The sequence below is a fragment of the Streptomyces sp. S3(2020) genome, from assembly GCF_013044505.1.
Classification (GTDB): Bacteria; Actinomycetota; Actinomycetes; order Streptomycetales; family Streptomycetaceae; genus Streptomyces.
This window is the reverse complement of record NZ_JABERD010000018.1, coordinates 33956-60787: the sequence shown is the minus strand read 5'-3', so window position 1 is coordinate 60787 and position 26832 is coordinate 33956. Positions and strand designations below refer to the sequence as shown.

Sequence of the window (26832 nt, the reverse complement as noted above, 5' to 3'; positions counted from 1 at the left end):
AGTCCCGCCCTCCTGGTGAGCGCCTCTTACAGGCGCCCAGCCTCCACGATCCGCCGCAGGAAGCGCCGCGTGCGCTCCTGCTGCGGATCGCCGAAAATCTGATCGGATGTCCCGCGCTCCAGGACGACACCTCCGTCCAGAAAACAAACCTGGTCGGCCACGTCCCGCGCGAAGCCCATCTCATGCGTGGCGAGCACCATGGTCATGCCCTCCTCCTTGAGATCGCGGACGACGGTGAGGACCTCGCCCACCAGCTCCGGGTCGAGGGCGGCCGTGATCTCGTCGAGCAGAAGCAGCCGGGGACGTACGGCGAGCGCGCGCACGATCGCGACCCGCTGCTGCTGACCGCCGCTCAGCCGGTCCGGGTACTCGCCCGCCTTGCCACCGAGCCCGAGCCGCTCCAGCAGCTCCCTGCCGCGCTCCTCGGCCTCCGCGCGGGACACCCCGTGCACCCGGCGCGGGGCGAGCGTGATGTTCTCCAGGACGGTCATGTGCGGGAAGAGGTTGTACGCCTGGAAGACCACGCCGATACGGCGGCGTACCGCGTCCTGGTCGGTCCGCGGGTCGGTGATCTCCTCGCCGTCGAGCCAGATCGCGCCGTCGTCGATCTCCTCCAGGAGGTTCGCGCAGCGCAGCAGCGTGGACTTGCCGGAACCGGATGCGCCGATCAGCGCGGTCACCGTGTGCGAGGCGACCTCCAGGTCCATGTCCCGCAGCACGACCGAGCTGCCGAACGTCTTGCGGACGGATTCCATCCGCAGCACCGGTGCGTCGCTCATGTGGTCCCTCCCTGGGCCCGCTGACGGTCCATCCGGGCCGTCACCCAGTCCGTGAACCGGGTCATCGGGATGGTCAGTGCGACGAAGACCAGACCCGCGACGATGTACGGCGTGTAGTTGAGGCTGCGGCCCACGATGATGTCGGCGGCCCGTACGGCGTCCACCGCACCGCCGATCGACACGAGCCCGGTGTCCTTCTGGAGCGACACCAGGTCGTTGAGCAGGGGCGGCACCTGGCGTCGTACGGCCTGCGGCAACACCACGTGCCGCAGCGCCTGCCGGTTGGTGAGGCCGAGCGAGCGGGCCGCGGCGCGCTGCGAGGGGTGGATGGACTCGATGCCGGCGCGGAACACCTCGGCGACGTACGCCGAGTACGTCAGGGTCAGCGCCGTACCGCCCAGCAGCACCGGGTCGACGGTCACGCCCTGGAGCCGCAGCGCCGGGACGCCGAGCACGACGATCATCAAGTTGATGATGAGCGGAAGCCCGCGGAAGAAGTCCGTGTAGGCGGCCGCCAGCACCCGCAGCGGGAAGAACACCGGGCCACGCAGGGTGCGGGCGACGGCGATGAGCATGCCGAGGACCAGCACGGCCACACCGCATATCAGCAGCAGCCGGAGGTTGAGCCACAACCCTTCGAGGACCTTGGGGAACGCCTCGCGCGCGTACTCCCCGTTGAAGAAGGTCTCCTTGGTGCGCGGCCAGCCCGGCGCGCTGACGACGACCAGATAGAGGACGACGGCCGTGACGAGCGTCGAGAGCGCCGCGATCGCCGTGGCACGGCGGGAGCGGACCCGCTTGTGGCGTTCCCGCTCGATCCGCCGCTCGGAGGGCGTGTACGCGTCGCCCGGGTCCGGCGACTCGGCGCCGGACCCGTCCTTCGTGAGCGTCACTTGAGCACCGGGGCGTCGACGGCGTCGGACAGCCACTGCTGCTCGATCTTCGCCAGCGTGCCGTTCTCGCGCAGGGTGTCGACCGCGGCGGTCACGCAGGACGTGAGCGCGCTGCCCTTGTCGAGGACGAGGCCGAACTGCTCCGGCGTGCCGCCCTGGTTCTCGAACTGGCCGACGATCTCGGCGTCCGTCACCTCGGCGGCGGTGATGTAGAAAGCGGTCGGCAGATCGACGACGATGGCGTCCACCTGGCCGTTCTTCAGGGCGGACTTGGCCTGGTCGTTCTTGGCGTACGCGGCGACCTGCTGCGTCGGCTTCACCACGTCCTCGATGTAGTCGAGGCTGGTGGTGCCGACCTGGGCGCCCAGCTTGAGGCCCTTCAGGTCCGCGATGCTCGTCGCCTTCGCGGCCTTGGTGCCCTTGAGGGCGATGACGGCCTGACGCACGTCGTAGTAGCCGGACGAGAAGTCCACGGCCTTCTTGCGCTCGGCGCTGATCGACACCTGGTTGATATCGAAGTCGAAGGTCTTCTCACCGGGCGCGAACGCCTTGTTGAAGGGAACGCTCTGCCAGACGACGGCGCTCTTGTCGTAGCCGAGCTGCTGCGCCACGGCGTAGGCGACCGCGGACTCGAACCCCTTGCCGTTGGCGGGCTTGTCGTCCTTGAACCACGGCTCGTACGCGGGCTCGTCGGTGGCGATCGTCAGCTTGCCGGACGTCTCGGTGGCCAGCTTGCCCTTGGCGCACGTGGTGCCGGTCGACGACCCCGAAGGCTTGGCGGCCGAGTCCTCCTCCGGCTGCGGCGCGCAGCCGACGGCAGTGGCGAGCAGGGCTATGGTCGCGGCGGCGCCGGCGCGGCGCAGGGTGCGGGGGGCGAGGTGCATGGCGGGAGATTGACAGCAGGTCGCCCCGTTTGTCGAGGTCACGACGGCATTTGTCCGCATACTGGGAACGGGTGTTGCGTTCTTGTGAACGTCCTCTGCGAACGCCCTCTGGAAACGCCTTCGGTGCGCGTCGCCGGGGCCGCCGGCCGAGGGCGGGGATCGAAAGACCGGCGGCCCTTGCCGCGCAGGAGCCGTCATCCTGTGCGGGGCTACTGCCAGTTGACCGCGCAACCATGTGCGCGGGGAGCGTGCGCAGGACACCGGCGTGTGTGAACGGTTCACACGGGGCGCGTGCGAAGGTGTGCGCGCCGGGGGCGCGAAGATGTGGCGCGTGAAGGTGTGTTGTGCGCGGGGCGCGCGAGGGGTGTTACGCCCCGGCGTGTGGGAATTCGTCGCGCCCCCCGTCGTTCACCACCCGCGCGCGTGCCACTCCGGCAGCTGGGGGCGCTCGGCGCCGAGCGATGTGTCGTTGCCGTGGCCCGGGTAGACCCACGTCTCGTCCGGCAGGACGTCGAAGATCTTCGTCTCCACGTCGTGGATCAGACTTGCGAACGCCTCAGGATCCTTGCGGGTGTTGCCCACGCCGCCGGGGAAGAGGCAGTCACCGGTGAACACATGGGGGTGACCGTGCGGGTCGTCGTAGACGAGCGCGATCGAGCCGGGCGTGTGGCCGACCAGGTGGCGAGCGGTCAGTTCCACACGCCCCACCCGGATGGTGTCGCCGTCGTCGACGAGGACGTCGGTCGGCACGGGGATGCCGGTGGCGTCCTCCCGGCCCGCGTACGTACGGGCGCCGGTGGCGTCGACGACGCGGGCGAGGGCCTGCCAGTGGTCGCCGTGCTGGTGCGTGGTGACGACAGACGCGATGCCGTCGTCACCGATCATGCCGATCAGTGTCTCCGCGTCGTTGGCCGCGTCGATCAGCAGCTGTGCGTCCGTGGCCCGACAGCGCAGCAGATAGGCGTTGTTGTTCATGGGACCGACCGCGATCTTGGTGATCATCAGGTCCTTGAGCTCGTGCACGTCCGCCGGGCCGCCGACCGTGACCTGTCCGCTGTACGTCATGACGGTCAGTCTAGGGCGCCCCTACAGCGGAGGAAGCTCCGGCAGCGTTCCGCCCTCCACCCTCAGCCCCGATCCGTTCCGGCGTCCGGCGAGCCAGCCGAGCAGGTCGGCGGGGGATCCCGTCACCGTGACCACGGGAGCCTCCGCCACCCGGCCCGTGGTCCACGCGTGCGTGTCGTCCGTCAGACGGGTCGGCGGTACGTCGGGGTGTCCGGTGAACCGGTCGGCGAGAAAGGCGATCTCCCGCTCCGCGAACTCCGCGGGCACGTCCTCCAGCTCGTATCCGATCCCTAGGTCCACATGGTGCAGTTCCACCTCCACCCACCGCCGGAACGGCACCCGGGCCGCCGCGTCGGTGACCCCGTTGCGCAGTTGCACGACGCGCGACCAGTCGGCCGGGGCGGCTCCCGCCTCCTGGAAGCGGGCGGCGCTGTCACGGACGTCGGTGAGCTGGACGTCGAGGGAGCGCGGGGCGTCCCGGTCGATGTCGGCGTCCCTGGTCTCCCCGGAGGCGTACATGGGCCTGCCCTCCAGAACGTTCACCAGGGCGTCCGCGTTGCGGGCGAGGTGGGCGAGGACGTGGCCGCGGGTCCACCCGGGAAGCCGTGACGGCTCGGTCACAGACGCGTTGTCCAGTTTGGCGGCTGCGGTGAGCAGCCGTTCCGTCGCGTCACGTACAGACGCCAGGTCATGCGCGTGATCAATCATGCTGCTGACACTAGCCCCGCCACACCTTTGGGTGAAGGTGGTGAAGCAGTGCCGTAAATCGAATGCACGTGCTATATGGTCGACAGCGGCGTCGGGCATGCTGGATGGCCGGGGATTGTTATGCATCCGGGAATCCGACCGGCGTTGTCAGTGGCTCCCCCTAGTCTGAAAAAGCACGGGGCCTCGCCCCTGTCAGCACGGGGGCCTCGCCCCTGTCACTTCTTCTCAAGAAAGGTGCGGACCGGCGTGGCCGACCGTCTCATCGTCCGTGGCGCGCGCGAGCACAACCTCAAGAACGTCTCGCTCGACCTGCCGCGTGACTCGCTCATCGTCTTCACGGGCCTGTCCGGGTCGGGCAAGTCCTCCCTGGCCTTCGACACGATCTTCGCCGAAGGTCAGCGTCGGTACGTGGAGTCGCTCTCCTCGTACGCCCGCCAGTTCCTCGGCCAGATGGACAAGCCGGACGTCGACTTCATCGAGGGCCTCTCGCCCGCGGTCTCCATCGACCAGAAGTCGACCTCCCGCAACCCGCGCTCGACGGTCGGCACCATCACCGAGGTCTACGACTACCTCCGGCTGCTCTTCGCGCGTATCGGCAAGCCGCACTGTCCCGAGTGCGGCCGTCCGATCGCGCGCCAGTCGCCGCAGGCCATCGTCGACAAGGTCCTGGAGCTGCCGGAGGGCAGCCGCTTCCAGGTGCTGTCGCCGCTGGTGCGCGAGCGCAAGGGCGAGTTCGTCGACCTCTTCGCGGACCTCCAGACCAAGGGCTACAGCCGCGCGCGCGTGGACGGCGAGACCATCCAGCTCTCCGAGCCGCCCACACTGAAGAAGCAGGAGAAGCACACCATCGAGGTGGTCATCGACCGCCTCACGGTGAAGGAGTCCGCCAAGCGCCGGCTCACCGACTCCGTGGAGACCGCCCTCGGTCTCGCCGGCGGCATGGTCGTCCTCGACTTCGTCGACCTCCCCGCGGACGACCCCGAGCGCGAGCGCATGTACTCGGAGCACCTGTACTGCGCGTACGACGACCTGTCCTTCGAGGAGCTGGAGCCCCGCTCCTTCTCCTTCAACTCCCCCTTCGGTGCCTGCCCCGAGTGCAGCGGCATCGGCACCCGCATGGAGGTCGACCCCGAGCTGATCGTCCCCGACGAGGACAAGTCGCTCGACGAGGGCGCCATCCACCCCTGGTCGCACGGGCACACCAAGGACTACTTCGGCCGGCTGATCGGCGCCCTCGCGGACGCACTGGGCTTCCGGACCGACATCCCCTTCGCGGGCCTGCCGCAGCGCGCCAGGAAGGCCCTGCTGTACGGCCACAAGACACAGATCGAGGTCCGCTACCGGAACCGGTACGGACGCGAGCGGGTCTACACGACGCCCTTCGAAGGTGCCGTCCCCTTCGTCAAGCGGCGGCACGGCGAGTCCGAGAGCGACGCCAGCCGTGAGCGCTTCGAGGGCTACATGCGCGAGGTGCCCTGCCCCACCTGTGAGGGCACCCGCCTCAAGCCGATCGTCCTCGCGGTCACGGTGATGGGGAAGTCCATCGCCGAGGTCTCCGGGATGTCCATCAGTGACTGCGCGGACTTCCTGGGCGAACTGAAGCTCAACACCCGCGACAAGAAGATCGCCGAGCGGGTACTGAAGGAGGTCAACGAGCGGCTCAAGTTCCTCGTCGACGTCGGCCTCGACTACCTCTCCCTCAACCGCGCGGCCGGCACCCTCTCCGGCGGCGAGGCCCAGCGCATCCGCCTGGCCACCCAGATCGGCTCCGGCCTGGTCGGCGTGCTCTACGTCCTCGACGAGCCGTCCATCGGTCTGCACCAGCGCGACAACCACCGGCTGATCGAGACCCTGGTCCGGCTGCGCGACATGGGCAACACGCTCATCGTCGTCGAGCACGACGAGGACACCATCAAGGTCGCCGACTGGATCGTCGACATCGGCCCCGGCGCCGGCGAGCACGGCGGCAAGGTCGTGCACAGCGGCTCCCTGAAGGAACTGCTGACCAACGCCGAGTCCATGACCGGGCAGTACCTGTCCGGCAAGAAGGCGATCCCGCTCCCCGACATCCGGCGCCCGCAGGACCCGTCCCGCCGGCTCACGGTGCACGGTGCCCGGGAGAACAACCTCCAGGACATCGACGTCTCGTTCCCGCTCGGCGTGTTCACCGCGGTCACCGGTGTCTCAGGCTCCGGCAAGTCCACGCTGGTCAATGACATCCTGTACACCCACCTGGCCCGTGAGCTGAACGGCGCCCGGAGCGTTCCGGGGCGCCACACGCGCGTGGACGGCGACGACCTCGTCGACAAGGTCGTGCACGTCGACCAGTCGCCCATCGGCCGCACCCCGCGGTCCAACCCGGCGACGTACACCGGCGTCTTCGACCACGTCCGCAAGCTGTTCGCCGAGACCACCGAGGCGAAGGTCCGCGGCTACCTGCCCGGCCGCTTCTCCTTCAACGTCAAGGGCGGCCGCTGCGAGAACTGCGCGGGCGACGGCACGATCAAGATCGAGATGAACTTCCTCCCGGACGTCTATGTCCCGTGCGAGGTCTGCCACGGCGCCCGGTACAACCGGGAGACCCTGGAGGTCCACTACAAGGGCAGGTCCATCGCCGAGGTCCTGAACATGCCCATCGAGGAAGCCATGAACTTCTTCGAGGCCGTCCCCGCGATCAACCGCCACCTCAAGACGCTCAACGACGTCGGTCTCGGCTATGTCCGCCTCGGTCAGTCCGCGACCACCCTGTCCGGCGGCGAGGCCCAGCGTGTGAAGCTCGCCAGTGAGCTCCAGAAGCGCTCCACCGGGCGCACGGTCTACGTCCTGGACGAGCCGACCACCGGTCTGCACTTCGAGGACATCAGCAAGCTGCTGAAGGTCCTAGCCGGCCTGGTCGACAAGGGCAACACGGTCATCGTCATCGAGCACAACCTCGACGTGATCAAGACCGCCGACTGGGTCGTCGACATGGGCCCCGAGGGCGGCGCGGGCGGCGGTCTCGTCGTCGCCGAGGGCACCCCGGAGGAGGTCGCCGGAGTCCCCGCCAGCCACACCGGCAAGTTCCTGCGGGAGATCCTCGGCGCCGACCGGATCAGCGACGCGTCCTCGGTGAGGGCCCCGCGCAAGACGGCGGCCAAGAAGACCGTCGCCGCCAAGACGGCGGCGAAGAAGACGGCCACGGCCAGGACGACCGCGACCAAGGCAACCGCGAGCAAGGCGGCCGCGACCAAGGCCGCCGACACCGCAGCGGCCGACACCACGGCGGCCAAGAAGGCGGCCGGCACCACCAAGAAGGCGGCACCCGCGAAGAAGACGACGCGAGCCCGCAAGGCCTGAGGCCCATGGGCAACAGGTCCTGAGAAATCCGGAAAAGTTCGGCGCCCCGTGGGAACTCCCCGCGGGGCGCCGATCGTTGCAAGATCAGCCGCCCGATCCCTGCGGCCGCGACGCACCTTGACTCCTGAACAGTGGAATCAGCGAAACCGGCGGAAAGGCCGAACGCCCCCTACAAGTCCCCGAGTTCGGAGGCGTACGGCGGTTCCGCCCCCGCCCGGGAGCAGGTGATCGCGGCCGCCCGCGCCGCGAATCGCAGCAGCTCTGTCCAGCCGTCGGCGCCCAGTCCCAGGAGCGCCTCGGCGGACAGGGCGTCCCGGACGGACAGACCGTGCAGGAGCGCCGCGTTCACCGTGTCACCGGCCCCGATCGTGTCGACGACGTCGACCTTCTCGCCCGGCACGGAGTGCGCCGAGCCATCCCGGGTGAACGCGGTCAGACCGTCACCGCCTCGCGTGATCACGACGGCCGAAGGTCCCGCGGCCAGCCACTCGCTCGGGGTGCCGCCCAGCCACTGCGCGTCCTCTTCGGAGAGCTTGAGCAGTGACACCGAAGGCAGCCAGCTCTTGAACCGGGCCCGGTAGGCGTCCGGATCGGGGATCAGCCCGGCCCGGATGTTCGGGTCGAGCGCGGTGAACACACCCCGCGCGGCCGCGGTCCGCATGAGTTCCTCGTAGGCGCTGGCCCCCGGCTCCAGGACGAGCGAGCAGGTGCCGAAGGACACCGCGCGCGTACCGGCGGGGAGCTCGGCGGGGGCCGCGAACAGGCGGTCGGCGGTGCCCTCGACATAGAAGGAGTAGGCGGCCGAGCCACTCGCGTCGATCGTGGCGACCGCCAGGGTGGTCGGTTCGGGCCCGCGCTGCACCGCCGACACGTCCACCGACGCCCGCCGCAGCCTGTCGAGCAGGGCTTCGCCGAAGGCGTCGGACGACGTACGGGAGCAGAAGGCGGCGGGGGAGCCGAGGCGGCCGAGGGCGACGGCCGTGTTGTACGGGCCGCCGCCGAGCGCCGGCGTCAGTCCCGCCAGGGCTCCCGTGCCCTGCGGTACCAGGTCGATGAGGGCCTCACCGGCGACGACGATCACGAGCAGGTTCCTTTCTCGGGCTTGCGGGGCTGTCCTGCGGTACGGAGACAGACGGGGGAGAGGGCAACCGCCCCTCGGGCGGCTGCCGTTGGACCGCCCCGGCTTCCTGGGTCAGTCGCTGTCCGGACATCCCGGCTTCCTCGGCCGGCTGCTGCCGGGACACCTCGGCCCCCTCGCACCTCTCGGCCCTCTCGCGCGCCTGGCCCCCTCGCACACCTCGGACAGCCGTCATTCGGACACCACCGCCTCCTCGGAGCACCCGCACGACGTGCGATGCACGAGGTCACAGGGCAGACGGACCGTCCGGGCCGGCCGGTCCGGATCGGCCAGGCGGTCCAGGAGCACCCGCACCGCCCGGGCGCCGATCTCCTTGCTGGGCTGGGCGATGGCGGTGAGCCTGGGGGAGAAGAGGTCGGCCCAGGCGAAGTCGTCGAAGCAGCACAGCGCGATGTCGTCGGGCACGGCGAGACCGTGGTCGCGCAGGGCGCGCAGCGCGCCGATGGTCATCGCGTTGTTGGCGGTGACGAGTGCCGTCGGCGGCTCCGGGAGGGCCAGCAGGGTCGCGGTGGCCCGCTCGGCACCGGCCGACGCGGAGTCGCCGTGGACCACGAGCCCTTCGTCGTACGCCAGCCCGGCGGCCGCGAGCCCGCCACGGTACCCGGCGATCCGCTCGCTGCTGGTGCTGAGCCCGGGCAGACCCGCCACCAGCCCGATCCGTCGGTGGCCGAGGACCGCGAGATGGGCGACCAGCTCGCTCATCGGCGCGGTGCTCTCGGCGCAGACCTGGTCGAAGGGCGGCGCGGTGTCGACGACACGGTCGAGGAGCACCGTGGGTACGGCATGGCGGCCGAGGTAGGCCAGCAGTTCTTTGGGGTCCACGGAGGGCGCCACGATCATGCCGTCCACCCGCCGCTCGTGCAGGAGTTGGACGACCTTGCGCTCATGGACGGGGTCGTCGTGCGGGTCGGCGATCAGCAGGCTGTAGCCGCGTTCCAGGACCTCGGCCTCGACGCCCTGGAGGATCTCCGTGAAGTACGGATTGCTGATCGCCGACACCGCGAGCCCGATGGACCGGGTGCGGGAGGTCACCAGGGAGCGGGCCAGCGTGTTGGGTGTGTAACCGAGCTCGTCGATGGCGTCCAGGACGGCCTGACGGGTGTGCGGGAGCACCGGCCGGGTGTCGTTGAGCACGTGCGAGACGGTCGCCACGGACACGCCCGCGCTGCGCGCCACATCGGCCATCGTCGGCATGACGTTCTCCTCCCGGGCAAGTCCTCCAGGGCGGTCCTCCCGGACAGCCCTCGGGCGACACCCCTCGGCAGGCCCCTCGGCAGACCCCCTCAAGCCGGGAACATATCCCATCCGACCGCTGACGTAAACGCTTGCGCAAGCGTTTACGTCAGGCGGGCTCCCGACAGCTCACTCCCAGTCCCAGCCGATCCCCACGATCCCCGTCCGCACCCGTGGCTCGACGATGTGCACCGACCGGTGCGTCCCGGTGAGCGCCAGCTCCTGGCGTCCACTGCGCGGGGCCGCCGCCGAGTGCTGGGTGAACCGGTGGCAGCGGGCCGGCAGCACGTTCTCGTCGAACCGCACCTGGAGCGCGTACTGCCCGCCGGACGGGCCGAACCCGCGGATGTACTCGCGGGAGACACCCGCCGTGCCGTCCTCGACGCCGTAGCGGAACAGGAAGGTGTCGCCGGCCCGCAGCCGTGTGTCGAAGAGCAGCTCGGCCACGAGCACGCCGGTCTCGTGGTGGGAGCGGACGCGTCCCGTGCGGCAGTTCTCCAAGGCGTGCACCTGTATGCGCTCCGGCGCGCACCCCGGGTCGCCGTGGTGCACGGCCACGAACCGGTCGACTCCGTCCTTGTAGGCGCGCACGATGTGGTGCGACTCGCGCCCGAGCAGCTCCCGGCGCCCCCCTATCCGTACCCGCTCGTGGTGCCCGAGGGTGTGCAGCCCGCCGTCCGGCGGTGAGTCCAGCTCGGCCAGCAGCCGCTCCAGTACGCCGGAGGCCTCGACGAGGGAGCGGTAGGAGCGGACGGCGGGGCGCTGGCCGGCCGCGTGGGCGTCGGCCTCGGCGAGCAGCCGGATCAGTGACTCCTCCGGCAGCTGGAGGATCTCCTCCAGGGCCCGTACCGCGCGCAGCGACTCGGGGCGCTGGGGCCGGCGCGCACCCTGCTGCCAGTAACTCAGGCTGGTGACGCCGACCTTGACCCCGTAGCGCGACAGATGGTGCTGCACGCGCTGGAGCGGCAGTCCGCGGGCGGCGATCGCCGCCCGCAGGGCGACATGGAAAGGGCCGCCTCGCAGGGCCGTGTCCAGTTCCGCGTCGGCGACGGCGGAAACGTCCCCGTGCTGTGTGGCGTGCGGCATGCAGGGGCCTTTCTGTGTGGTCACGACGGCTGGTCAGACCGTTCGTGCGGATTCGCACCGGGACCGGAGGCGTCTTCACATCCGTACGCCGCTCTTCACGGTCCCGAGTTCCCCCGCATTGAAGCGTGTTGACCAAGTCCCGACAACACCTCATGCCCAACAGGCACGCACTCCTGGCCGGGATGCGGCCCGGAGAAGTCAAGTCGGCGCGCCCGGGCCGTCGTTGCCCAGTACGTCTCTGATCGCCTCGGCGGAGAGCGCGGACTTGTGAAGAAACCCGCGTGCCGGGCTGGCGGCGATGAGTTCCTCGAAGTCGTCCAGGGAGTGTGTGGAGATCAGGATGATCACGGACGTGACATTGCCGGCGAGCTCCACCGCGAGGTCGAAGCCGTTCTCCCCGTTGAGGTCGAGATCCACCAGGACGATGTCAGGGGCCAGTTCAGTGGCCCGTGCCAGAGCCTCCGAACCTGACATGGCGACGCCGACGACGGGTATCCCGTCGCGCTCCAGCAGAGTGCGCGCGGCCTCCAGGAAGCGGATGCTGTCATCGACGAGAAGACAGCGCATGGACATGCCCCACAGGGTCCCAACAGGCAGGTGATTGCGCTTTCCAGCTACCCGGAAAGAGTCGACGCGCGTTGCTTCCGGGCAGCTGGAATGTGCTGAAGTCCCTTGCCGAGTCCGTCGATTCCTGCTTACTCAGCGCAGCGGCAGGTCACCAGGGGTAGCATGTGGGCTGCCCTGGGGAGGCCGCGGAAGGCCGGTCGAGTGGGGGTGCGCGATGCGGGCGTGGATCAGGACTGTCGGAACGGGTCGGCATCACCGCGCCCTGGCCGCAGGGCTGTTGGGGATCGCCCTGCTGCTGGCCGGGTGCGGCGGGGGAGGCGATGACGGCGACGGCACGAATGACGAGGCACGCGGTGACACGACCTGCGACGGCAGGATCGAGGGCACCGAGCATCTGACGATGTGGTTCCACGCCGGGCCGAGCGGGGAGCTCAGCACCTTGCAGAAGCAGGTCGCGGAGTTCAACGAAGCGCAGAAGCAGGTGCGGGTGGAGCTTGTCACCCTGCCTGAGTTCCGGCCGTACAACGACCTGGTGAACTCCGCCGCGGCCAGTGGCGACCTTCCGGACCTGCTCGACTTCGACGGCCCCAATCTCTACAGCTACGCCTGGTCCGGCAAGCTCAAGCCGATCGACTCGTGCGTTCCCGAGAGCGTGCGGAGCGACCTGCTGGCGTCGATCCGTCAACAGGGCACGTATGCGGGGAAGTTGTACGGTGTCGGCACCTTCGACTCCGGGCTGGGGCTGTATGTGCGCCCCTCGGCGCTGAAGAAGGCCGGCATCCGTGTCCCCAAGGGTGTCGACGACGCGTGGACCTCCGGCGAATTCACGGACGTCCTGCGCACCCTCCGCAAGGCGGGTCACAAGACGCCCCTCGACATCGGGCTCGTCTACGCGAAGCCCGGCGAGGAGTGGAACACCTACGGCTTCGCGCCCGCGGTGTGGTCGGCGGGCGGTGACCTCATCGAGCCCGGGACGTTCCGCACGGCCGACGGATTCCTCAACAGCCCTGAGGCGGTCGAGGCGCTCACCACCATGCAGACCTGGGCGAAGGAGGGGCTCGTCGAACCCGGCAAGAGCGACGACCAGGCGTTCATCGAGGGCCGTAGCGTCATCTCCTGGACCGGCCACTGGTGGTACCCGGACTACAGCAAGGCGCACCCCGGCGACGTGGCGATCGTGCCGCTGCCCGACTTCGGCCGGGGCGCGGTGACCGGGATGGGGTCCTGGCAGTGGGGCGTCACCTCGGGCGCGGCCGACGGAGACGCCGTCTGGCGCTTCCTCGCCTATCTGCTGAAGCCGGACCAGGTCCACCGGATGAGCGAGGCCAACGGCGGGATCCCGGCCACGCACAGCGCGGTGAAGCTCTCCTCCGCCTACGGTCCCGGCGGCGCCGAGCACCTGTTCATCGAGCAACTGACGGGCGGCGTAGCCCGGCCCCGGCCGCAGACGCCCGCCTACCCGGCGATCACCGACGCCTTCTCCCGGGCCTTCGCCAAGATCATGTTCGACGAGGCGCCGGTGAAGGCCGCCCTCGACGAGGCGGTGAAGGCCATCGACAAGGACCTCGCCGCCCACGACGACTATCCGCAGAAGGGGTCATGACCCGCGGGGTCCTGAAGTCGTTCCTGGCCGGCGCCCTGAGCGCCGCGCTGCTCGCCGGCTGCACCGCGGGCGACACCGACCACGAGGAGAGAGCCCGCACCGACACGAGCTGCGACGGACGGATCACCGGCACCTCGCAGATCACGATGTGGTACCACACGCCGACGGCGCACGGTGAGAAGGAGACCCTGCGTGGGCAGGTGCGGAGGTTCAACGCGTCCCAGAAGGAGGTCGAGGTCCGCCTCGTGGACCTCCCCGACGGCGACTACGACGCCGAGGTCCTGGCCGCCGCTGCCGACGGTCAACTGCCCGACCTGCTCGACTTCGACGCCCCCAAGGTCTTCGGCCACGCCTGGGCGGGAAGGCTCAGGCCGCTCGACTCCTGCCTGACCGGGGACCTGCGCGCCGACCTGCTCCCCTCCGTCCTCCGACAGGGCACCTACCGGGGCCAGTTGTGGGGCCTGGGCACCTTCGACTCCGGACTCGGGATGTACGTACGGCCGTCGGTGCTGGAGAAGGCCGGCATCCGTGTCCCCCGGGGCTCCGAGGACGCCTGGACCTCCGACGAACTGACGGGCATTCTGGTGAGACTGCGGAAGGAGGGCTACCGGACGCCGCTCGACCTCAGGCTCCTCTACGCCACACCCGGAGCCGAGTGGAACACCTACGGTTTCGCGCCCGCGGTGTGGTCGGCGGGCGGTGACCTCATCGATCCGAACACGTTCCGGACGGCCGACGGCTACCTCAACTGCGCCGCCTCCGTGGAGGCACTCACCACCATGCAGAGCTGGGTCAAGGCGGGGCTCGTCGACCCCGGCGAGGACGACAAGGCCTTCGTCGAGGGCCGCAGCCCCCTCTCCTGGACCGGGCACTGGACCTACGGCGAGTACAGCGGCGCGTTCCCCGGCGACGTGGCGATCGTGCCGCTGCCCGACTTCGGCCGGGGCTCCGTGACCGGGATGGGCTCCTGGCAGTGGTCGATCCCGGCGACCAGCGTCGACGCGGACGCGGTCTGGCGGTTCCTTTCGTTCCTGCTGAGCCCCGACGAGGTGTTGCGCATGACGAACGTCAACGGGGCCGTCCCCGCGACCAGAAGCGCGATCGAACGCACCAGGCTGTTCTCGGAGACGGGCCCCGAGCGGCTCTACATCGAGCAGTTGCAGAGCGGCGTCGCCCGCCCGCGGCCCCGTACGCCCGCCTACGCGGCGATCACCGACGCCTTCTCCCGGGCCTTCGCGAAGATCATGCTCGACGAGGCGCCGGTGCGGGCCACGCTCGACGGGGCGGTGGAGGCCATCGACAAGGACCTGGCGGACCACCAGTACTACCCGCCCACCGGGCGCTGAGGAACGAACGTGCGCGGCGTGAGACCGACACGGACGGAGCGTCCCCCGCTCCTGGCCCGTCTGCGCGTCGGACGGAAGCTGATGCTGCTCGTGCTGCTGCCGGTGACCGGACTGCTGGCCTTCACCGCCTTCAGCGGCGTCGCCCAGTGGCGGGAGGCGAGCGACCTGCGCGCCTTCCACGCCGCGACCGAGGTGACGTTCGCGCTCACCGAGGTCTCCGACGCCGTCGCCCGGGAGCGGATCGCCGCCGTACAGGCCCGGCTGCGTCCCGGGACGATCACCCCGGCGACACGTGCCGCGGCCGAACGGGCCACGGACCAGGCCCTGGAGCGGGCCGTCGACCGGGGTGTCGGCTGGACCGGGGCCGACGCCGCAGGAGACCTCGACGCCGCCGGCCGCCGACTGCACGCGCTGCGCGTCCAGACGGGCACCGCCTCGCTCACCGCCCGCACGGTGGCCCAGGACTACGCGAGCATCGAGGACGCCCTGCTCGACAACGTCGCCGTGTTCGAGTCGGGGAGCCCCACCCGGACCTCGGGCCGCGCGGCGGACGCCCACATCGCCCTCGTACGGGCCATCGAGGCCGCCGAGCGCGAGCGCGTGGAGCTGGCGATCCTGCTGGACGCACCCGCCGAGCAACGCCCCACCGCCGCCGGACGCTGGCCCGAACTGGAGGCGGCCGAACTGGACACCTTCCGGCAGAACACCTCGGACGAACTGCGGGGCGAGCTGTACAGCACGCAGTTCGAGGCGCCCGGCCGGGCCGTTCGCGCGGTCCGCGACATGCTCGCCGCACCCACCCCCGAGACCGCCCGCTGGCCGTCCTACGACCGCTGGCTGCTCGACTCCGGGGCCCGCATCGACGCCCTGCGCGGCATCCAGGACCAGGCCGCACACGACCTCGACGTCACCGCCGCCCGCGACCGCCGGAGCGCGGAGACCCGTGTACGACGCGACCTCGCCGTCTCCCTGGCCGTCCTCGGCGTCGTCACCGTCCTCGCGCTGGCCCTGCGCCGCTCCATCACCCGCCCCCTCAGCGAGGTCTCCCAGGGCGCGCGGGCCCTGTCGTACGGCGATCTCTCGTACGACATCCGGTACACCGGCCGTGACGAACTCGGCGATGTGGCCGACACCTTCCGCGAACTGCGCGTCACCACCGAGCGGCTGGCCGGCGAGATCCGGGCCATGAACACGGCGATCGACCACAACCGGCTCGGACACCGCGCCGACGTCGCCTCCTTCGACGGCACCTGGGCCCAGCTGCTCGGCGGCATGAACGGCACCATGGCGTCCTTCGCGGCGGCCCACGGGCGGCGCGAGAAGGCCGAACAGGAAGTGGAGAGCATCTTCAACCTCTCCCTGGACCTGCTCTGCATCAGCGGCCTCGACGGCTACTTCAAGCGGGTCAACCCGGCCGTCGAGAGGACCCTCGGCTACTCGGGTGAGGAACTGCTGTCCAAGCCCTACATCGAGTTCGTGCACGAGGACGACCGGGACAGCACCCGCGTCGCCCTCGACCGTCTCGCGAGCGGCGTCGACCTGGTCGAGTTCGAGAACCGCTACCTGCGCGTGGACGGCACCGAGTGCTGGCTCCAGTGGAGCGCCCGTCCGGTCCCCGAGGAGGGCCTCATCTACGCCACCGCGCGCGACGTCACCGAGAGCCGCCGCGCCGCACTGGAACAGGCCGCGCTGCGGCGGGTCGCCACCCTGGTGGCCCGCGGCGCCCCGCCGGACGAGGTGTTCGCGAGGGTGGCGGAGGAGGTCGGGGCCCTGCTGAACACGACCGCGGCCGTGCTGCGGCAGGAACCCGACGGCAGCCACACGGTCCTCGGGACCGCGTACGGGATCCCGGAGGAGCTCGAGCGGGCCGGCCGCGAGGAGCGTCGGCTGGCGGGCCTCAAGGCGATCCGCGAGGTGTCCGGGACCCGGCGCGCGGCCCATGTGGGAGAGGCGGTGGGCGCGCCCATCGTCGTCGACGACCGGCTGTGGGGCTTCATCCTCGCGTCGTCCGCGCTGGACGCACTGCCCGGCGGCACCGAGTCGCGGCTGGCCGACTTCACCGAACTCGTCGCCACCGCCATCGCCAACGCGGACAGCCGCGCCCAGCTGACCGCGTCACGCGCGCGCGTGGTGGCCGCCTCGGACGCCTCCCGGCGCCGGATCGAGCGCGATCTGCACGACGGAGTCCAGCAGCGGCTCGTCGCCCTCCAACTGGACCTCAGACTGGCCGAGTCCCTGCTGACGGACCCGTCCTCGGAACTCGCCGAGCAGCTCGCCCATGTGGGCAAGGGCCTCGACGACGCCTTCCAGGACCTGCTCCAGGTGGCCCGCGGCATCCACCCGGCGATCCTCTCCAAGGGCGGCCTGGGTCCCGCCCTGCGCTCCCTGGCCCGCCGCTCGCCCGTCCCCGTGGAGCTCGACCTGAGGCTGCCCGCGACGCGGCTGCCGGAGCAGCTGGAGGTGGCCGCGTACTACGTCACCTCGGAATGCCTCACCAACGCCGCGAAACACGCCCACGCGGGCGTGGTGGAGGTCGAGGCCGAGATCCGGGACGGCCGGCTGGAGCTGGTCATCCGCGACGACGGCGTCGGGGGAGCCGAGCCGGGCCGTGGATCCGGGCTGATCGGGCTCATCGACCGCGTCGAGGCGATCGGCGGCAAGCTGGACGTCAGCAGTCCACCGGGCGAGGGCACCACCTTGAGGGTACGGCTGCCGCTGAGCCCGCCGCCGACGGACATGTGACCGCCCGGGGCGCACGCGGGGGAGTCGTCCAGGCGGGGGGACCTCGGACTTGGTGACGTCGCGTACGCACCGGGCGGTCATGTCGGACGGAGAGGCCGCCGTCCGGTTCTAGGGGCGGTGGGTACCGCCGTCGTGTGTCGACTGAAGGCGCTTGGCGCGCACGATGTCGGGATCCCGGGGGTCGAGGACATCGCCGAAGCCGTACGTGTCCTCGGGGGCGGGACGGACACGGGCCGACCGCCTCGTCTTCTCGATCCGCGTCCGCCGCATCTCCCGCAACCCTTCGAGCCCTTCGGTCCCGCAACCCTTCGGTCCCGCGACCCGTCGCCTCTCGCCCGAAGCGACCGGTCCTTCTGCATCGCACTGATACGAGAATCGCTCGCATACGTCCGCGTGTCGTCACGGCAGGCCCCCAATTCCGCTTCCGGCTAGCCGTAATCCCGCCGGTGGGGCAGGCTGTTGGGCGCGCAGCAGATCGGTCGGGCAAGGGGAGCCGGGGCCATGGACGACGCATCGCAGCGGCAGGTGCGGGGACGGGTGGTCCTCGCCGACGACGACATCCTGCTCCGGGAGGGACTGGCGAGTCTGTGCGAGAGAGTCGGTTACGAGGTGGCCGGCCAGGCAGGTGACGCGGAGCGGCTCCTGGAACTGGTTTACGAGGAGCGCCCCGACATCGCCATCGTCGACATACGGATGCCGCCCGACCACTCCACGGAGGGACTCAAGGCGGCCCGCACCATCCGGGAGCGCCACCCCGACACCGGCATCCTCGTCCTGTCCGCGTTCGTCGAGGTCGAGGACGCCCTGGAACTGCTGGCCGGCGGACGCGGGGTCGGCTACCTGCTGAAGAGCCGGGTCACGGTCGTCGACGAGTTCATCGAGGCGCTGGACCGCATCGGCAAGGGCGGCGCGGTCGTCGATCCCTCCCTGGTCCACGAACTCTTCACGGCCCAGCGCCGCGACGACCCCCTGTCCCACCTCAGCTCCCGCGAGCAGGAGGTCCTGGCGCTCATGGCCGAGGGCCGTTCCAACGCCGGCATCGGCCGCCGCCTGTGGGTCACCGAGGGCACGGTCGAGAAGCATGTCCGCAGCATCCTCGGCAAGCTCAGCCTGACGGAGGACACCGACGACCATCGCCGGGTCCTGGCCGTCCTGACGTTCCTGGAGTCCAGGTAGTAGCGGTCGCCCGCCCGTCGTCCACAGCCCCGTCGGACTGTCAGCCCCCGCCAGTAGGGTGGGAGACATGGCCGACCCCTCCAGCTACCGCCCCAGGCCGGGACAGATCCCGGACTCTCCCGGGGTCTACCGATTCCGCGACGAGCACCGCCGGGTGATCTACGTCGGAAAGGCGAAGAGCCTGCGCCAGCGCCTGGCGAACTACTTCCAGGACCTGGCGAGCCTGCACCCCCGCACCCGCACGATGGTGACCACGGCCGCGTCCGTGGAGTGGACGGTGGTGTCCACGGAGGTCGAGGCCCTCCAGCTGGAGTACTCCTGGATCAAGGAGTACGACCCCCGGTTCAACGTCAAGTACCGCGACGACAAGAGCTACCCGTACCTCGCGGTGACGATGAACGAGGAGTTCCCGCGCGTGCAGGTGATGCGCGGTCACAAGAAGAAGGGCGTCAGGTACTTCGGGCCCTACGGGCACGCGTGGGCGATCCGCGACACCGTCGACCTCCTGCTGCGCGTCTTCCCCGTCCGCACCTGCTCCGCCGGCGTCTTCAAGAACGCCGCCCGCACCGGCCGCCCCTGCCTCCTCGGCTACATCGGCAAGTGCTCCGCGCCCTGCGTCGGCCGCGTCTCCGCCGACGAGCACCGCGAACTCGCCGAGGACTTCAGCGACTTCATGGCAGGCCGGACCGGGACGTACCTCCGCCGTCTGGAGAGGCAGATGATGGAGGCGGCCGAGGAGATGGAGTACGAGCGGGCGGCCCGCCTGCGCGACGACATCGAGGCCCTGAAGAAGGCCATGGAGAAGAGCGCCGTCGTGCTCGCCGACGCGACCGACGCCGACCTCATCGCGGTCGCCGAGGACGAACTCGAAGCCGCCGTGCAGATCTTCCACGTCCGCGGCGGACGCGTGCGCGGCCAGCGCGGCTGGGTCACCGACAAGGTCGAGGAGATCACCACCGGCGCCCTCGTCGAGCACGCCCTCCAGCAGCTCTACGGCGAGGAGACCGGGGACTCGGTCCCCAAGGAGGTCCTCGTCCCGGCCTTGCCCGACCCGGCCGGACCGGTCCAGGAGTGGCTCACCGGACGCCGCGGGTCGAACGTGTCGTTGCGCATCCCGCAGCGCGGCGACAAGAAGGCGCTGATGGAGACCGTGCAGCGCAACGCCGTGCAGACCCTCGCGCTGCACAAGACCAAGCGCGCCTCCGACCTGACCACACGCTCGCGTGCCCTGGAGGAGATCGCCGAGGCCCTCGACCTGGACAGCGCCCCCCTGAGGATCGAGTGCTTCGACATCTCGCACCTCCAGGGCGATGACGTCGTGGCCTCCATGGTCGTCTTCGAGGACGGCCTCCAGCGCAAGAGCGAGTACCGCCGCTTCCAGATCAAGGGTCGTGTCGGAGACACGCAGGTCTGGCACGGCGAGGGCCAGGACGACGTCCGCTCGATGCACGAGGTGATCGCCCGCCGCTTCCGGCGCTACCTCGCCGAGAAGGAGAAGACCGGCGAGTGGGTCGAGGACGACCCCGAGAACCCGCTCAAGGACGACGACGGCCGCCCCAGGAAGTTCGCCTACCCGCCCCAGCTCCTCGTCGTCGACGGCGGACAGCCCCAGGTCGCCGCGGCCAAGAAGGCCCTCGACGAGCTCGGTATCGACGACATCGCCGTCTGCGGCCTCGCCAAGAGGCTGGAGGAGGTCTGGCTGCCCGACGAGGACGACCCGGTGGTCCTGCCCCGTACCAGCGAGGGTCTCTATCTGCTCCAGCGCGTCCGTGACGAGGCCCACCGCTTCGCGATCACCTACCAGCGGGCCAAGCGCGCCAAGCGCTTCCGGGCGAGCCCGCTGGACGATGTCCCCGGCCTCGGAGAGACGCGCAAGCAGGCACTTCTGAAACATTTCGGCTCGTTGAAGAAACTTCGATCTGCCACCATCGACCAGATCTGCGAGGTTCCCGGCATAGGCCGCAAAACGGCTGAGACCATCGCCGTGGCCCTCGCCCAGGCGGCACCGGCCGCGCCCGCGGTGAACACAGCTACTGGAGAGATCATGGAAGAGGAACCCGGCACCATGGGTTCCGGTGGGGAGCCCGTGACGGCGGGCACCCCGGACGAACGACGGGGGCAGGAGACATGAATGTGAACGAGCACGAAGGCCAACAGAGCCAAGACGGAGACGGAGCACAAGTGAGTACCGGCACGACCGGCGAGGCGGCCGGACTTCCCGATGCGGCCATCCCCGAGCTGGTGATCATCTCCGGTATGTCCGGAGCCGGCCGGTCGACCGCCGCCAAGTGTCTGGAGGACCTCGGCTGGTTCGTCGTCGACAACCTGCCGCCCGCGCTGATCCCCACCATGGTGGAGCTCGGCGCCCGCTCCCAGGGCAACGTGGCGCGCATCGCTGTCGTCGTCGACGTCCGCGGCCGCCGCTTCTTCGACAACCTCCGCGAGTCCCTCGCCGACCTGGAGGCCAAGCACGTCACCCGGCGGATCGTCTTCCTGGAGTCCTCCGACGAGGCCCTGGTCCGCCGCTTCGAGTCGGTGCGCCGCCCGCACCCCCTCCAGGGCGACGGCCGCATCGTCGACGGCATCGACGCCGAGCGCGAGCTGCTGCGCGAGCTGCGCGGCGACGCCGACCTGGTCATCGACACCTCCAGCCTCAACGTCCACGAGCTGCGCGCCAAGATGGACGCCCAGTTCGCGGGCGAGGAGGAGCCCGAGCTGCGGGCCACCGTCATGTCCTTCGGCTTCAAGTACGGCCTCCCGGTCGACGCCGACCTGGTCGTGGACATGCGCTTCCTGCCCAACCCGCACTGGGTCCCGGAGCTGCGCCCCTTCACCGGCCTCAACGAGGAGGTGTCGGCGTACGTCTTCAACCAGCCCGGCGCGAAGGAGTTCATCGACCGCTACTCCGAGCTGCTCCAGCTCATCGCGGCCGGCTACCGCCGTGAGGGCAAGCGGTACGTGACGATCGCGGTCGGCTGCACAGGCGGCAAGCACCGCTCCGTCGCCACCTCCGAGAAGCTCGCCGCCCGTCTCGCCTCCCAGGGCGTGGAGACGGTGGTCGTACACCGGGACATGGGACGGGAATGACAGAACGTTCTCCGCGGCTGAGCAGGCTGCGCCGGGTCGTGCCCGAGGGACGCGCGACCCGGCCCGTGGAGGCCCGCGGCGCCAGGCCGCGCCGCCGAGGTGCCCAGCCCAAGGTCGTCGCCCTCGGCGGCGGCATGGGCCTGTCCGCCTCGCTCGCCGCACTGCGCCGGATCACCGGCGACCTCACCGCCGTCGTCACCGTGGCCGACGACGGCGGCTCCAGCGGGCGGCTCCGCGACGAGCTGGGCGTGCTGCCGCCCGGCGATCTGCGCAAGGCGCTGGCCGCGCTGTGCGGTGACGACGACTGGGGCCAGACCTGGGCCCGGGTCATCCAGCACCGCTTCGAGTCCAAGGGCGACCTGCACGAGCACGCGGTCGGCAATCTGCTGATCGTCGCCCTGTGGGAGCAGCTCGGCGACCATGTCCAGGCCCTCGACCTGGTCGGCAGGCTGCTGGGCGCGCACGGCCGGGTGCTGCCCATGTCCGCCGTACCCCTGGAGCTCCAGGCACTGGTCAAGGGGCACGACCCGGAGCGCCCCGAGGACGTGGACACCGTCCGGGGACAGGCGACCGTCGCCCTGACCCCGGGCGAGGTGCAGTCCGTGCACGTCGTACCGCACGACCCGCCCGCCGTCCCCGAGGCCGTCGCCGCCGTCCTCGACGCGGACTGGGTGGTGCTCGGACCCGGCTCCTGGTTCTCCTCGGTCATCCCGCATCTGCTGGTGCCCGAACTCCTGGACGCCCTCACCCAGACGAAGGCGCGCCGGGTACTCTCGCTGAACCTCGCCCCGCAGCCCGGAGAAACCGATGGCTTCTCCCCGCAGCGTCATTTGGAGGTTTTGGGACGACACGCCCCTAAACTCGCCCTGGACGTGGTGCTGGCCGACCAGGCCGCCGTGCCCGACCGCGACTCCCTGACCGATGCCGCCAAGCGGTTCGGTGCCGCGGTCGAGCTGGCGCCGGTGGCCCGGCCCGATGGGACCCCGAGGCACGACCCGGAGCTGTTGGCCGCCGCGTACGACCGTATTTTTCGGATGCATGGAAGGATCGGCCCATGGCGATGACGGCAGCGGTGAAGGATGAGATCTCCCGGCTCCCCGTCACCCGGACCTGCTGCAGAAAGGCGGAGGTCTCCGCCGTCCTGCGGTTCGCCGGCGGCCTCCACCTGGTGAGCGGGCGCATCGTGATCGAGGCGGAGCTGGACACCGCGATGGCGGCCCGTCGGCTCAAGCGGGACATCCTGGAGATCTTCGGCCACAGCTCCGAGCTGATCGTGATGGCACCGGGCGGACTGCGCCGCGGTTCGCGCTACGTGGTGCGGGTGGTCGCCGGTGGTGACCAGCTGGCCCGGCAGACCGGCCTGGTCGACGGCCGGGGCCGCCCGATCCGCGGCCTGCCCCCGCAGGTCGTCTCGGGGGCCACCTGCGATGCCGAGGCCGCCTGGCGCGGGGCCTTCCTGGCGCACGGCTCGCTGACCGAGCCCGGCCGTTCCTCCTCGCTGGAGGTGACCTGCCCGGGTCCGGAGGCCGCGCTCGCCCTGGTCGGTGCCGCCCGTCGGCTCTCCATCGCCGCGAAGGCCCGCGAGGTGCGCGGAGTGGACCGGGTGGTCGTCCGCGACGGCGACGCGATCGGCGCGCTGCTCACCCGGCTCGGCGCCCATGAGTCGGTGCTGGCCTGGGAGGAGCGCCGGATGCGCCGCGAGGTGCGGGCCACGGCGAACCGTCTCGCCAACTTCGACGACGCCAACCTGCGACGCTCCGCGCGCGCGGCCGTCGCCGCCGGTGCCCGGGTCGGACGGGCTCTGGAGATCCTCGCCGACGACGTGCCCGAGCATCTCGCGGCCGCCGGGCGCCTGCGCATGGAGCACAAGCAGGCCTCCCTGGAGGAACTGGGCGCGCTCGCCGACCCGCCGCTGACCAAGGACGCCGTCGCCGGCCGGATCCGCCGGCTGCTGGCGATGGCCGACAAGCGGGCCCAGGATCTCGGCATCCCGGGCACGGAATCCAGCATCACCGAGGAGATGGCCGACAACCTCGCAGGCTGATCCACCGTCATCACGCCGGTGTCGCTGCTCCTTTGGAGTGACGACACCGGCTTTTGCGTGTCCGTGAGGCCCCCTTGACTGGATCATGAACTGTCATGAGCCTGGCATCTGTTCGCTGCTGTGGCGGACCACTGCAAGGGGGGCACATGAGACGAAGAGCGAGACCGATCCTCGCTGTTGGCGCACTCCTTCTGGGCGGTGCGGGCCTCGCGCCCATCGCCCAGGCCGCGGAGAGCGCGGGCTCTCCCGACCCCGACGAGATCAAGGTCTTCCGGGCCGAGGTCACCAACCAGCAGGTACCCCTGCTGCTGGCAGCCGGGCAGGACGGCCACGAACTGAGCGAGCAGGTACCCGCCAAGGGCACCGCGACCGTCGAGGTCTACCTGACTGACCAACAGGCGGACAAACTCGAGAAACAGGGCGTCGACCTCACCGAGCACACTCTCTCCGCCAAGGCCGAGAAGCGTGTCGAGGCGGCCGCCGACGGTGTGTTCCGCCCGTACAGCGGGGCCGGGAACATCAAGGAGGAGATTCTCCGCACCGGCCAGGAGAACCCCGGCCTCACCAAGGTCGTCTCCATCGGCAAGACGGTGGGCGGCCAGGACATCCTCGCGCTCAAGCTCACCAAGAACGCGAAGAAGACCAAGGACGGCGCCAAGCCCTCCGTGCTGTACATGTCCAACCAGCACGCGCGCGAGTGGATCACGCCGGAGATGACCCGACGGCTGCTCCACTACTACGTCGACAACTACAAGTCCGACAAGCGCATCAAGAAGATCGTCGACTCGACCGAGCTGTGGTTCGTCATCTCGGCCAACCCCGACGGCTACGACTACACCTTCCAGGGCGACGACTCCCGCCTGTGGCGCAAGAACCTGCGGGACAACAACGCCGACGGCACCATCGCCATCGGTGACGGCGTCGACCTCAACCGCAACTTCTCCTACAAGTGGGGCTACGACAACGAGGGTTCGTCCCCCACCCCCACCAGCGAGACCTACCGCGGCACGGGCCCGGGCTCCGAGCCCGAGACGAAGGCCATCGACGCCTTCCAGAAGCGGATCGGCTTCACGTACGGCATCAACTACCACTCCGCCGCCGAACTCCTCCTCTACGGCGTCGGCTGGCAGGTGGCCACCGACACGCCCGACGACGTCCTCTACAAGTCGCTCGCCGGCACCCCGGACAACTCCGCGATCCCCGGCTACCGGCCGCAGGTCTCCTCGGAGCTCTACACCACCAACGGCGAGGCGGACGGCCACGCGTCGAACGTCAACGGCCTGGCGATGTACACCCCCGAGATGTCGACCTGCCAGACCGTGTCGGACCTCTACGCCGACGACCAGTGGAACGCGGCCGACTGCCGGTCGGTCTTCAACTTCCCGGACGACGAGAAGCTGATCCAGCAGGAGTTCCAGAAGAACATCCCGTTCGCGCTCTCCGTCGCCGAGTCCGCCGCGCAGCCCGACCAGCCGAAGTCCTCGCTCGGTCTGAAGGCCGCCGACTTCACCCCGAAGACGTTCACCACGTCGTACTCGCGCGGCGCGGACCAGGAAGTCTCCGTCGTCGCACGCAAGTCCGTGCGCGACAAGGAGCTCAAGTACCGCGTCAACGGCGGCCGCACGCACGACAGGGCGCTCAAGGCCTGGAAGGGCGGCGAGACGTTCGGCGGTGAGGACAACCTCTACTTCGACGAGTACCGCGCCAAGGTCGCCGACGGCGATCCGGGCGACAAGGTCGAGGTGTGGTTCACCGGCGAGACGCGCAGTGGAAAGCGCACCTCCAGCGAGCACTTCACCTACACCGTGGCCGCGCGGCCACGCGCGGACGTGCTCGTGGTCGCCGAGGAGGGCGCGGCCGCCACACAGGCGCAGACCTACGTCGACGCGCTGAAGGCCAACGGCCGCAAGGCGACCGTCTGGGACGTCGCCACCCAGGGCGCGCCCGACGCGCTCGGCGTCCTGGACCACTTCAGGACGGTCGTCCACTACACCGGCGCGAGCGTCCCGGGCAACGCCACCCAACTCCAGCTGCGGGCCTACCTCAACGAGGGCGGCAAACTGGTCGAGGCGGGCGAACGGGCCGGCGGCAACGTCGACCTCGGCGGCGGCACCCTGTCGAACGACTTCGGCCAGTACTACCTGGGCGCCTACAACCGTACGTCCCTGCCGGGAGCCACCGCCTTCCAGGGCGTCGGCAAACTCGCCGGAGCCGGCGGAGCGCTCGGCGCGGCCCCGGGCAACCCGCTCGACACGGCCGGGTCGTTCAGCGCCACCTCGGACACCCTGCCGGTCGCCACGTTCCCGCAGTTCGCGAGCGCGGGCGGCGGCACCTACCCCGGCACGGTCAACCCGTACGGTCCCTACGAAGGCGCCTCCATGGCGGCCGTCACCCACAGCGACTACGCGTGGAACCGCCTCACCCGCACCATCGACCTCACCTCGGTGACCGCCGCACAGGCACCCACGCTCAGCACCCGGCTGCTGTGGAGCACCGAGGAGGGCTACGACCACGCCGTGCTGGAGGCTCACACGGCCGGGGCCGACGACTGGACCACGCTGCCGGAGAAGAACGGCAGGACCAGCACCGCCGTGCCCGCGGAGTGCGACGCCGGGTACTTCATCGCGGCCCATCCCGCACTCAAGCGGTATCTGACCCTCGGCGACGGCGGCTGCACGGCCTCCGGCACCAGCGGCCAGTGGAACAGCTTCACCGGGGCGTCGGCCGGCTGGCAGCCGGTCGAGTTCGACCTCTCCGCCTACGCCGGCAAGAAGGTCGAGGTCTCCCTCAGCTACATCACCGACCCCGGATCCGGCGGCCGCGGTGTCCTCGTCGACAACGCGTCCGTGGTGATCGGCGGCAACGCCGTCGAGACCGAGGGCTTCGAGACGTCGCTGGGTGCCTGGAGCGTCCCCGGACCGCCCGCGGGCAGCCCGGCGGTCGTCAAGGACTGGGGGCTCTCCGGAGAGCTGTTCAAGACGTACGGCGCGGTCACCACGGACGACACCGTGCTGCTGGGCTTCGGCCTGGAACACGTCACCGCGGCGGCCGATCGCACGACCCTGCTCGGCAAGGCGCTCACGGCTCTCGGAAAGTGAACGCACCGGTCAACGGTGACTGACTCTCCGTAACCAGTTCGAGCGAC

General features: G+C 70.3%; 20 protein-coding genes. 10 read left to right on the top strand and 10 right to left on the bottom strand.

The genetic code is table 11. From position 1 onward, the window contains the following. Positions 1-26: 26 nt before the first annotated feature. From HLK59_RS09075 to HLK59_RS09055, 5 genes are all read right to left on the bottom strand, one after another. Positions 27-779, bottom strand: coding sequence for an amino acid ABC transporter ATP-binding protein (locus HLK59_RS09075; RefSeq protein ID WP_171140771.1), 753 nt, complete (start codon positions 777-779; stop codon positions 27-29). After that, complete coding sequence (locus tag HLK59_RS09070; RefSeq protein WP_171140770.1) at positions 776-1672, bottom strand: amino acid ABC transporter permease; 897 nt, start codon at positions 1670-1672, stop codon at positions 776-778. The genes HLK59_RS09075 and HLK59_RS09070 overlap by 4 nt, the downstream gene beginning before the upstream one ends. Further along, on the bottom strand, positions 1669-2556 hold the full coding sequence (locus HLK59_RS09065) for an ABC transporter substrate-binding protein (RefSeq protein ID WP_171140769.1): 888 nt from the start codon (positions 2554-2556) through the stop codon (positions 1669-1671). The genes HLK59_RS09070 and HLK59_RS09065 overlap by 4 nt, the downstream gene beginning before the upstream one ends. A 408-nt stretch (positions 2557-2964) precedes the next feature. Then, positions 2965-3621: an MBL fold metallo-hydrolase gene (locus HLK59_RS09060; RefSeq protein ID WP_171140768.1), complete on the bottom strand. Its 657-nt coding sequence runs from the start codon at positions 3619-3621 to the stop codon at positions 2965-2967. Between the two features lie 21 nt (positions 3622-3642). Next, a complete protein-coding gene (locus HLK59_RS09055; protein ID WP_171140767.1) occupies positions 3643-4329 on the bottom strand; it encodes a maleylpyruvate isomerase family mycothiol-dependent enzyme in 687 nt (228 codons plus the stop codon). Between the two features lie 246 nt (positions 4330-4575). Between HLK59_RS09055 and uvrA the strand changes: the two genes are divergently transcribed. Continuing rightward, positions 4576-7665, top strand: a complete 3090-nt coding sequence (gene uvrA / locus HLK59_RS09050) for an excinuclease ABC subunit UvrA (protein WP_171140766.1) — start codon at positions 4576-4578, stop codon at positions 7663-7665. Positions 7666-7834: 169 nt separating this feature from the next. On the opposite strand, the gene HLK59_RS09045 is transcribed toward uvrA, so the two are convergent. The 4 genes from HLK59_RS09045 to HLK59_RS09030 all read right to left on the bottom strand — a co-directional run bounded on the left by HLK59_RS09045 (position 7835) and on the right by HLK59_RS09030 (position 11695). Further along, positions 7835-8746 carry a carbohydrate kinase gene (locus HLK59_RS09045; protein ID WP_171140765.1) on the bottom strand — a complete coding sequence of 304 codons (912 nt, stop codon included), beginning with the start codon at positions 8744-8746 and terminating at the stop codon, positions 7835-7837. Positions 8747-8974: 228 nt separating this feature from the next. After that, complete coding sequence (locus tag HLK59_RS09040; protein ID WP_171140764.1) at positions 8975-9997, bottom strand: LacI family DNA-binding transcriptional regulator; 1023 nt, start codon at positions 9995-9997, stop codon at positions 8975-8977. 168 nt (positions 9998-10165) lie between these two features. Further along, entirely contained in the window at positions 10166-11122 is a 957-nt protein-coding gene (locus tag HLK59_RS09035) for a hypothetical protein (RefSeq protein WP_171140763.1), read from the bottom strand. A 198-nt stretch (positions 11123-11320) separates the two neighbouring features. After that, a complete protein-coding gene (locus tag HLK59_RS09030) occupies positions 11321-11695 on the bottom strand; it encodes a response regulator transcription factor (RefSeq protein ID WP_171140762.1) in 375 nt (124 codons plus the stop codon). A gap of 208 nt (positions 11696-11903) precedes the next feature. Between HLK59_RS09030 and HLK59_RS09025 the strand changes: the two genes are divergently transcribed. The 3 genes from HLK59_RS09025 to HLK59_RS09015 all read left to right on the top strand — a co-directional run bounded on the left by HLK59_RS09025 (position 11904) and on the right by HLK59_RS09015 (position 17380). Further along, complete coding sequence (locus HLK59_RS09025; protein ID WP_171140761.1) at positions 11904-13292, top strand: sugar ABC transporter substrate-binding protein; 1389 nt, start codon at positions 11904-11906, stop codon at positions 13290-13292. Next, positions 13289-14638 carry a sugar ABC transporter substrate-binding protein gene (locus tag HLK59_RS09020; protein ID WP_171140760.1) on the top strand — a complete coding sequence of 450 codons (1350 nt, stop codon included), beginning with the start codon at positions 13289-13291 and terminating at the stop codon, positions 14636-14638. The genes HLK59_RS09025 and HLK59_RS09020 overlap by 4 nt, the downstream gene beginning before the upstream one ends. Positions 14639-14719: 81 nt before the next feature. Then, on the top strand, positions 14720-17380 hold the full coding sequence (locus tag HLK59_RS09015) for a PAS domain S-box protein (protein WP_171140790.1): 2661 nt from the start codon (positions 14720-14722) through the stop codon (positions 17378-17380). A 108-nt stretch (positions 17381-17488) separates the two neighbouring features. Here HLK59_RS09015 and HLK59_RS09010 read toward each other — a convergent pair whose 3' ends face one another. Beyond that, on the bottom strand, positions 17489-17650 hold the full coding sequence (locus HLK59_RS09010; protein WP_171140759.1) for a hypothetical protein: 162 nt from the start codon (positions 17648-17650) through the stop codon (positions 17489-17491). A gap of 231 nt (positions 17651-17881) precedes the next feature. Between HLK59_RS09010 and HLK59_RS09005 the strand changes: the two genes are divergently transcribed. From HLK59_RS09005 to HLK59_RS08980, 6 genes are all read left to right on the top strand, one after another. After that, positions 17882-18556 carry a response regulator transcription factor gene (locus HLK59_RS09005; RefSeq protein ID WP_171140758.1) on the top strand — a complete coding sequence of 225 codons (675 nt, stop codon included), beginning with the start codon at positions 17882-17884 and terminating at the stop codon, positions 18554-18556. Between the two features lie 67 nt (positions 18557-18623). Further along, complete coding sequence (uvrC, locus tag HLK59_RS09000) at positions 18624-20687, top strand: excinuclease ABC subunit UvrC (RefSeq protein WP_171140757.1); 2064 nt, start codon at positions 18624-18626, stop codon at positions 20685-20687. Then, the gene (gene rapZ, locus HLK59_RS08995; protein WP_171140756.1) at positions 20684-21643 is read left to right on the top strand and encodes an RNase adapter RapZ; all 960 of its coding nucleotides are present in this window, start codon (positions 20684-20686) and stop codon (positions 21641-21643) included. Before uvrC ends, rapZ begins: the two co-directional genes overlap by 4 nt. Next, positions 21640-22707 (top strand): uridine diphosphate-N-acetylglucosamine-binding protein YvcK, encoded by a 1068-nt coding sequence (gene yvcK, locus HLK59_RS08990; protein WP_171140755.1) that lies wholly within the window; start codon positions 21640-21642, stop codon positions 22705-22707. Before rapZ ends, yvcK begins: the two co-directional genes overlap by 4 nt. Continuing rightward, the gene (gene whiA / locus HLK59_RS08985; RefSeq protein ID WP_171140754.1) at positions 22698-23687 is read left to right on the top strand and encodes a DNA-binding protein WhiA; all 990 of its coding nucleotides are present in this window, start codon (positions 22698-22700) and stop codon (positions 23685-23687) included. Before yvcK ends, whiA begins: the two co-directional genes overlap by 10 nt. A gap of 146 nt (positions 23688-23833) precedes the next feature. Continuing rightward, positions 23834-26785 carry a M14 family metallopeptidase gene (locus HLK59_RS08980; protein WP_171140753.1) on the top strand — a complete coding sequence of 984 codons (2952 nt, stop codon included), beginning with the start codon at positions 23834-23836 and terminating at the stop codon, positions 26783-26785. Positions 26786-26832: the final 47 nt, after the last annotated feature.